Genomic DNA, 8,327 nt, shown 5'->3' with positions numbered 1-8,327 from the left:
CGGCCTGGACGGCCGTGCCCGCGGCGGCCAGCGCGGCGCCGGCGAGCACCGCGGCCAGCACCCGGGGGTAGCGCTGGTCGAGCACGAAGGTGAGGCCGCGGCCGGTCCGCCCGTTCAGCCAGTTGACCAGGTCGCCGCCCAGGATCCAGGTGTCACCGCCGAGCATGCCGAGGAAGACCGCCCCGGCGAGCAGGACCGCGCAGGCCGTCACCACGGTCAGGAAGGCGGCGCGCGAGCGGGCCGCGACCCGCACGATCGGCGGCTGGCGGGTCGGTCCGGCGTCCCGGTAGCGGCGGGCCAGCCAGACCATCACCGCGGCGCCGAACAGCGAGGTCACCACGCCGGGCGGCACGTCCACGCCCGCCTGCCCGCCGAAGACGGCGCGCAGCCCGATGTCGGAGCCGAGGACGACGAGCACGCCGACGAGGCCCGCCAGCGGCAGCGTCGTCCGGTGGCGGTGCACGCCCGGGAGCAGCCTGACGATCACCGGCGCGCACAGGCCCACGAACCCGATGGGGCCCGCGACGGTGACCGCGGCGGCGGCCAGCAGGACGGCCAGGAGCGTCAGTCCCAGGCGCAGCCGCCCGACGTTGACGCCGAGCACCGTGGCGGTGTCGTCGCCCAGGGAGAGGATGTCGAGCCTCGGCCCGGCCAGCACGGCGGCGGCCCCGGCCAGCAGGATCAGCGGGCCCAGCTGCGTGACGGCCTCGAGGTCGCTCTGCACGAGCGAGCCGCTGCCCCAGGCGAACAGCCCGTTGGTCTCCTCCTCGAAGAGGATCAGCAGCAGGTTGGTGAGCGAGTGCAGCGCCAGCGCGGTCGCCGAGCCCGCCAGGATCAGCCTGGTCGTGCCGGTCCGGCCGCCCGCGGCGAGCGCCATCACCAGGGCGGCCGCGGCCAGGCCGCCCAGCAGGGCGAGCAGGCCCGACAGGAACAGCGGCAGCGTCAGGCCGAAGGCCGCCGCCGCGGCGACCGCGAAGTAGGCGCCGGCGCTGACCGCCAGCGTGTCGGGCGAGGCCATGGGGTTGCGGGAGACGGCCTGCAGCAGCGCGCCCGCCACGCCCAGGGCGACGCCGACGGTGACGCCGGCCAGCAGCCGGGGCAGCCGGGAGGCCAGCAGGATCCGGGCGGCCTCGCCGTCGTCGTCGCCGAACGGCAGCCGGAGCAGGTCGAGCGCGCCGATCGACGACGTGCCCTGCGTCACGTGGACCGCGGCGGCCACGACGACCGCCGCCAGCGTCAGGAGGACCACGCCGGCGCCGCCCAGCCGCCGCAGCGGGGTGGGGGGCGCCGGCGGGGCCTGGACCGTGGTGCTCAACCGGTGTAGGCCTTCACGAGGGCCTCGGCGTACTGCTTGGACGACAGCGGCCCGCCGAAGGTCCAGATGCCGTCGGGCAGCTTGACGACCTGCTTCTTCTCGACGAACGGCAGCTTCTTCCAGATGGCGTTGGAGGCCAGCCCGTCGGCGAAGACGTCGGTGCCGTCGGAGGCGTTGTAGAAGAAGCGGGTGTCGGGGTCCTTCAGCGCGGTGAGGCCCTCGACGTCGGTGCCGCCCAGGCCCCACACCGGGTCCACCTCACCCGTCCAGGCGTTGACCAGGCCGAGCTCGGTGGCGACGTCGGAGACCAGCGCGCCCTTGCCGAACATGCGGATGGAGATCTTGCTGCCGTCCTTCCAGCCGTCGGCCATGGCGAACGGCTTGCCGGCGGCGCCCGCGGCGGCGAGCTTGCTCTTGCCGTCGGCCAGTGCGGCGTCGAAGTCGGCGAGGAGCTTGTCCGCCTCGGCGGTCTTGCCCAGCGCGGTGGCGATCAGCTTGAGATCGTTGCGCATCCGGCCCAGGTTGTCGCTCGCGTCGCTGCCCTTGAAGGTGATGACGGGGACGAACTTCTCCAGCTGCGGCACCAGCGCGGAGTCGCGCTCGGCCTCCATGACGACCAGGTCGGGCTGGAGGGCGGCGATGGAGTCGACGCTCGGCTCCTGGCGGGTACCGACGTCCTTGACCGAGGGGTCGAGCTCGGCCGCGGTCACCCAGGTGGCGTAGCCCTTGGTGTCGGCCACCCCGACCGGCATGACGCCGAGGCCGACCACCATCTCGGCCTCGCCCCACTCCAGGGCGACCACCTTGGTGGCGGGACGGTCGAGGGTGACCTGCTTGCCGCGGCTGTCGGTCACGGTGACGGGGGCGGCGGAGGCGGGGGCCGTGCCGCCGGAGGCGGCGGGTTCCGGAGCGGCGGTCTCGGTGGTGCCGCAGGCGGCGAGCACGGCGACGGCGGCCACGGCCACGAGGGCGGAGCGCAGGGGGATCATGGTGTTCCTGTCAGGTTGTGGCGGGGACGCTTCTGGTGTGCCGGCCGATCGGCCGGGTGGTCACCGTTCCCGTCCTCGGGTCGTGCGTGACCTCGATGCGGATGCCGTACACCTCGGTGAGCAGGTCCTCGGTGAGGACCTCGGCGGGCGGCCCGTCGGCCCGGACGCGGCCTCCGTGCAGCAGGACGACGCGGTCGGCCAGCTCGGCGGCCTGGTTCAGGTCGTGCAGGACGACGCCGACGGCCACGTCGTGGTCGTCGGCCAGGTCGCGCACCAGGTCCAGCAGCTCGATCTGGTAGCGCAGGTCCAGGAAGGTGGTGGGCTCGTCCAGGAGCAGGACGCCGGTGTCCTGCGCCAGGCAGGTGGCCAGCCACACGCGCTGCAGCTCGCCGCCGGACAGCTCGTCCGCCGCCCGGTCGGCCATCGCGATGACGCCGGTGAGCTCCATCGCCCTGGCGACGGCGGCGTCCCCTTCGGGATCGCCCGCCCGCCACCGGCCCCGGTAGGGGTGCCTGCCGTACCCGATGACGTCCCGGACCCGCACGCCGGAGGGCGTGGGGCGGCTCTGCGCCAGCAGCGTGACCCGCTTGGCGAACTCCCGGGCCGACATGTCCAGGGCGGACACGCCGTCGGCCAGCGTCACCGTGCCCGCCTCCGGCCGGTGCAGCCGGGCCAGCGCCCGCAGCAGGGTGGACTTGCCGCTGCCGTTGGGGCCGACCAGGGCCGTCACGAGCCCCTGCCGCAGGGTGATGCGGCCGTCTTCGACGACGGTGGCGCCGTGGTAGCCCAGACGCAGGCCGGCTCCGCGCAGCGAGATCTTCTCGGTCACGGAGATTAGGTTAGGCTTACCTAGATAAATGTCAACTTTCAACTATCCGATCATGATTCGCCGGTCCGGTGGTGACCGCTGACCCGCCGTCCGTCGTGACCCGCCGTCCATCGTGACTCGCCGTCCGTCGTGACCCGCCCCGGCGGGCCCGCTACGGTGGCGACGGCCTGCCCGTGAAGCGTTCGCCCGCCGCCTCGATGCGGCGGATCTCGGCGCGGAAGAAGCGGGCGAGCTCGGCGCAGGCGGCGGGGTCGACCGGGCCGCCCTCGCGGGCGGGCAGGTCCGGGTAGGGGCTGCCGATGACGAAGATGTTCTCGTCGTTGTAGTTGTTGGCGGGCGCGGTGTAATTGAAGGATCCGGCGACGACGACGGCCTCGTCGATGACCATGAGCTTGTGGTGGAGCTTGCCGAAGGCGGCCCGCGCCTGGGGAAGTACAGCTCGATGCGGGCGCGGTCCAGGTCGTGGGTGGCCGCCCAGCTCTGCGCGCCCTGGCCGGGGTCCATCACGCCGGTGACGGTACGGCCGGCCGCCGCCAGGGCGATCATGGCGTCGTCGATGCCGGACGAGCCGGAGAAGGTGAAGATGGCGAAGTCGACGCGCGCGGTGGCCTTGAGCATCTGCTTCATGATCTCCAGCTCGGGCGCGTGGTCGGGGGCGAACAGCACCTTCACCGGTATCCCGCCGAGGCTGTAGGCGACGGGGACCTTGCCGTGGGCGCCCGGCCGAACCGCCCCTCGCGCAGCTGGTCGAACTCGGCGGTGTACACCCGGCAGATCCGCGGGTCGTGGAAGACCACGACGTGGTTGAGGTTGCGGTGGCAGTCGGTGTGGGTGAAGTTCGCCGATCCCGACAGGATCGCCGACGTGGGCAGGGCGCGTTCGCGGTGGTCGCGGATGACGAACTTCTGGTGGAAGATCGCCGGGTTGTAGTCCGCCTTCACGTCGACGTTGCAGCGCAGCAGCGCGGCCAGGATCCTCTGGTTCGGCTCCAGGCTCCGGGCCCCGCCCTCCTCGCCCCACTGGACCCGGTGACGGGCCGCGGCCTCGTCCTCCCCGGGCCGCACGGTGACGGCCGGCGGCTTCGCTGAGACCAGGTAGTCCTGCTCCAGCACCATGCGGACGTCCACCCCGCGGAAGCGGGCGTCCAGGACGGCCTGGGCGATGGGCTCGGAGTCGAGCTCCTGCACGGCGATGTCCAGGGAGCGCCGGGCGCCGCCGATGAAATCGATGATCACCCGTTCGAGGTCGTCGGCCGCGCCCAGCTCGACCGGGCCGACGAAGGCTTCGATGGCGCCGTCGGCGAACGTCGTCATACCGCGAGCGTTTCACCATTAAAACCGACATACAAGATTAATCGCCTGGTTCAGGCGAGGACCTCCGGGACGCCGGGGGTGAGCCAGTGCAGGCGGTCGGCGAGCCCTTCGGCCGCGAAGGCCGCGGTGACCTGGGCGGGGTCCTCGGTGAAGTGCTCCCAGGAGGCGTAGTGGATCGGGCAGACCCTGCGGGCCCCCAGCGAGCGGGTGAGCGCCGCGCCCTGCGCGCCGTCCATGCAGATCAGCTCGCCGCCGCCGAAGTTCTGGATGCGCGGGGCTCCCAGGTGCAGCAGCGCGGTGCCGACGGCGAACCGGCGGCCGACCTCGTCGAGCTCGTCGACGTAGACGGTGTCGCCGGAGATGTAGAGCGCCTCCTGCTCGCCGGGCTCCTCGACGATGAAACCGGTGACGTCCCCGAAGGGGCCGTGCACGCCGGGGGTGCCGGTGACCCGCAGGGTCCTGCCGCCGACGGTCAGCTCGCGGGTCTCCCAGGGCTCCAGGCCGACGGCCCCGCCGCCGAGACGGCCGGCGCCGCTGACCGTGGTCAGCACCGGGCGCCCGTCGAGCAGCGTGCGGCCGACGGCGTCCAGGTTGTCGTAGTGCTCGTCGTGGCTGAGCAGGACGGCGTCCACCGGCGGCAGGTCGCGGGCTTCGATCGCCGGGCCCTCGGTGCTGCGCAGGACGACGGGGCCGTAGTCGAACTCCGCCGGGGCGGGGTCGAAGACCGGGTCGGTGAGCAGGCGCAGCCCGCCGATCTCCAGCAGGACGGTCGCGGTGCCGATGTGCGTGACGGTGATCTTCATACCGGGTTCTCTCTTCGGTGGGCGCGCCTCGTCGGGGCGCGCGGAATCGGCCGATGCCACGGGTGTGGTTCCGGCGGTCGGGATGCGTGGTCGTGGGCCGCCCGGGGGCCGGGAGTGCGGCCGGGAGACCGGGGCGGGGAACGAGGAGACGGGGAACGAGGGGACGGGGGCGGGGTCAGGCGGGGACGGTGGTGCGGAACCTGCTCCGGTACTCGCCCGGAGTGGTGCCCAGCCGGTCGCGGAAGACCCGGTGCAGGGTCTCCACCGAGCGGAACCCGCAGGCCCGGGCGATGTCGGACGGCAGGCGGGAGGTGCGCTCCAGCAGCCGGCGGGCGGCCTCCAGCCGCATGCCCTCGACGAACGCGCCCGGCGTGCTGCCGGTCTCGGCGCGGAAGACCCGGGCGAAGTTCCGCTCGCTCATCGCCATCCGCGCGGCCAGCGCGGGCACCGACAGGTCGGCGTCCAGGTGCTCGCCGATCCACAGCCGCAGGCCGCGGATGTCCTGCCTGCCGCCGGGACGCTGCGCCAGGGGCACGCTGAACTGGCTCTGGCCGCCCGGCCGCTGCAGGTACATGACCATGGCGCGGGCCACCTCGAGCGCGAGCTCGTCACCGTGGTCCTCGGCGACCAGCGCCAGGGCGAGGTCCATCGAGGAGGTGACGCCCGCGCTGGTCCACATCCGCCCCGAGCGGACGAAGATCGGATCAGGCTCGACCCGGATCCCGGGGTGGTCGGCGGCGAGCCGCCCGGCCGTCGCCCAGTGCGTGGTGGCGCGGTGCCCGTCCAGCAGACCCGCGGCCGCGGTGACGTGCGCGCCCGCGCAGACCGACGCGACCCGGCCCGCCCGCGGGCCGGCCTCCCGCAGCCACGTCACCACGCCCGCGTCGACCTGCGGGACCGGCCCTTCCGGGCCGAGCAGCATCCGGCCCGGCACCAGCAGCGTGTCGATCGTCCCGCGCTGCTCGGAGAACACCTCCTCCACGCAGAGCCGCACGCCGGAGAAGGTCGGCACGGGGCCGCGGCGCTCGCCGGCCAGCCGTACCTCGTAACCGGCGCGTCCGCCCAGGAACCGGTCGGCCATCGCGAAGACCTCGGCCGGACCGGTCACGTCCAGCGTGTCGACTCCGGGGAACATCGCGACCACGACCAGGTGGGGGACGGCGGAGGAAGGGCTCATGCCGTCAACTATCGGGGGACCGGTGACTGTCCGCAATGACAGGACATTGCAGGATCCCGCCATGATCGGCGGGTCGGACGCCACGGCCCTCCGGGACCGGCAGGGCGGGCGGGCGCGACCGGCCCCGCCCATGAAAGTTTCATCGGCCATTGACGTCGGGAAAACGCTTTCCTACGGTAGGCCCTGTCCTTCACACGGACACGTGCACTCGCGTGAGCGGCGCGTACTCGCTGGGGGGAATCCACTACGCAGGCCGTTCCGGCCTGCCGGACCAGCAAGGAGTTCGGCTGTGAGATCCAGATTCGACACCAAGGCCGCGGCCGTCGCCGTCATCGGCGCACTCGCCGTGGCCGGATGGACGGCCGGCACCTCCGCCGCCGCGGCCGCCCCCGCGCCCGGCGCCTACACCCTCGTCAACGGCGCGAGCGGCCTGTGCCTGACCGTCCCCGGAGCCGGCGGCTCCGACGGCGTCCAGCTCACCCAGACCGACTGCGGCGCCGCCGGCCAGACCTGGCAGCTGACCGCCGCAGGCGGCGGCTTCCAGCTCAAGGCCGCCCACAGCGGCGGATGCGCCGGCGTCAAGGACGCCTCCACCTCCGCCGGCAAGGCCGTCCAGCAGGAGGGCTGCACCGGTGCCGCCTCCCAGACCTGGAACCTCACCGCCTCCGGCTCCGCCTACCGCGTGGTCAACGCGGGCAGCGGCAAGTGCCTCAACACCAAGGACAACTCCACCGCCTCCGGCGCCCTCGTCCAGCAGAACTCCTGCGACTCGGCGGCGACCAAGCAGTGGCGCCTCGTCCCGGCGGGCGGCACCTCGACCCCCACGGCCACCCCCACCGTCACCCCGACGGCCACGCCCACGGTCACGCCCACGGTCACGCCCACGGTCACGCCCACGGTCACGCCCACCGGGACCCCGACGGCCACGCCGACCAGCCCCGGGGGCAGCGCGGGCGGCCTGGTCGGGTTCGCCACCCTGAGCAAGTACGGCCGGACCGGCACGAACGGCGGCGCGGGCGGCCAGACGGTGACCGTGACCACCTACGCGCAGCTGGCGGCGGCCGTCGCCGACGACACGCCCCGGATCGTCCGGGTGTCGGGCACGATCACCGGTACCGGCGCCAAGATGCTGGACGTCGGATCGAACAAGACCATCATCGGCGTCGGGTCGAACGCGACGATCAGCGGGTTCGGGCTCGACGTCAACGGCTGGGGCCCGGAGGAGGTCGCCTGGGGCGGCGACCTCTGCGACCCCGCCGAGAAGGACCGGTTCACGCACGTCCAGAACGTGATCATCCGGAACCTGACCTTCCGGAACTCCACCGACGACTCGGTCAACGTGCAGTGCTACTCGCACCACGTCTGGGTCGACCACAACACCTTCCACACCTCCGCCGACGGCTCGGTGGACGTCAAGCGCGGCTCCGACCTGGTGACGGTCTCCTACAACCGGTTCATCGGCACGGACAAGTCGATGCTGCTGGGCCACAGCGACAAGAACGGCGCGCAGGACACGGGATACCTGCACGTCACCTACCACCACAACTGGTTCGACGGGTCGAACACCCGCCACCCGCGGGTGCGGTTCGGTTACGCCCACGTCTTCGCCAACTACGTGGAGGTCGACGACTACTTCCTCGGCCTGGGCGTCGGCGGCGAAATCTACGCCGAGAGCAACCACGTGAAGAGCGCCAAGACGATCACACAGGAATTCGGCGACACGAAGCTGACCTGGACGGGCAGCAACTTCTACGACCCGGCCACGATCGGACGGGCACAGGACAGCGGCAAGACCATCGACGACTGGCTGCACGCCGACGGAAGCGTCGCGGCGCCGCCGTACTCCTACTCGGCCGGCACCGCCTCCGCCACCCCGCCCGCCGCGGCGCGGGCGTCGCCGG

At 72.9% G+C, this 8,327-nt stretch carries 9 protein-coding genes; 2 read left to right on the top strand and 7 right to left on the bottom strand.

The window, feature by feature from the left end; translation table 11 throughout:
* The 4 genes from ACWJ6R_RS24900 to ACWJ6R_RS24885 form a co-directional block, all read right to left on the bottom strand.
* On the bottom strand, nucleotides 1–1,315 hold a 1,315-nt coding region (locus ACWJ6R_RS24900; protein ID WP_449064553.1), incomplete at its 3' end, for an iron chelate uptake ABC transporter family permease subunit.
* Nucleotides 1,312–2,304: an ABC transporter substrate-binding protein gene (locus ACWJ6R_RS24895; RefSeq protein WP_449064552.1), complete on the bottom strand. Its 993-nt coding sequence runs from the start codon at nucleotides 2,302–2,304 to the stop codon at nucleotides 1,312–1,314. The genes ACWJ6R_RS24895 and ACWJ6R_RS24900, both read right to left, overlap by 4 nt.
* A gap of 10 nt (nucleotides 2,305–2,314) precedes the next feature.
* On the bottom strand, nucleotides 2,315–3,133 hold the full coding sequence (locus tag ACWJ6R_RS24890; RefSeq protein WP_449064551.1) for an ABC transporter ATP-binding protein: 819 nt from the start codon (nucleotides 3,131–3,133) through the stop codon (nucleotides 2,315–2,317).
* Nucleotides 3,134–3,284: 151 nt separating this feature from the next.
* Complete coding sequence (locus tag ACWJ6R_RS24885) at nucleotides 3,285–3,521, bottom strand: hypothetical protein (protein ID WP_449064550.1); 237 nt, start codon at nucleotides 3,519–3,521, stop codon at nucleotides 3,285–3,287.
* A gap of 9 nt (nucleotides 3,522–3,530) precedes the next feature.
* Here ACWJ6R_RS24885 and ACWJ6R_RS24880 point away from each other — a divergent pair, with 9 nt between their 5' ends.
* On the top strand, nucleotides 3,531–3,827 hold the full coding sequence (locus ACWJ6R_RS24880; protein ID WP_449064549.1) for a hypothetical protein: 297 nt from the start codon (nucleotides 3,531–3,533) through the stop codon (nucleotides 3,825–3,827).
* Here the strand turns inward: ACWJ6R_RS24880 and ACWJ6R_RS24875 are convergent.
* The 3 genes from ACWJ6R_RS24875 to ACWJ6R_RS24865 form a co-directional block, all read right to left on the bottom strand.
* Nucleotides 3,802–4,446, bottom strand: coding sequence for a phospholipase D-like domain-containing protein (locus ACWJ6R_RS24875; protein WP_449064548.1), 645 nt, complete (start codon nucleotides 4,444–4,446; stop codon nucleotides 3,802–3,804). The genes ACWJ6R_RS24880 and ACWJ6R_RS24875 overlap by 26 nt on opposite strands.
* A 50-nt stretch (nucleotides 4,447–4,496) precedes the next feature.
* Nucleotides 4,497–5,249, bottom strand: a complete 753-nt coding sequence (locus ACWJ6R_RS24870; protein ID WP_449064547.1) for an MBL fold metallo-hydrolase — start codon at nucleotides 5,247–5,249, stop codon at nucleotides 4,497–4,499.
* Between the two features lie 175 nt (nucleotides 5,250–5,424).
* Entirely contained in the window at nucleotides 5,425–6,426 is a 1,002-nt protein-coding gene (locus tag ACWJ6R_RS24865; protein WP_449064546.1) for a GlxA family transcriptional regulator, read from the bottom strand.
* A 289-nt stretch (nucleotides 6,427–6,715) separates the two neighbouring features.
* Between ACWJ6R_RS24865 and ACWJ6R_RS24860 the strand changes: the two genes are divergently transcribed.
* The coding region (locus ACWJ6R_RS24860) for an RICIN domain-containing protein (RefSeq protein ID WP_449064545.1) at nucleotides 6,716–8,327 on the top strand (1,612 nt) is incomplete at its 3' end.

The organism is Planomonospora algeriensis, assembly GCF_977012225.1.
The sequence above is the reverse complement of the archived record's forward strand: the minus strand, read 5'-3'. Positions and strand labels throughout refer to the sequence as shown.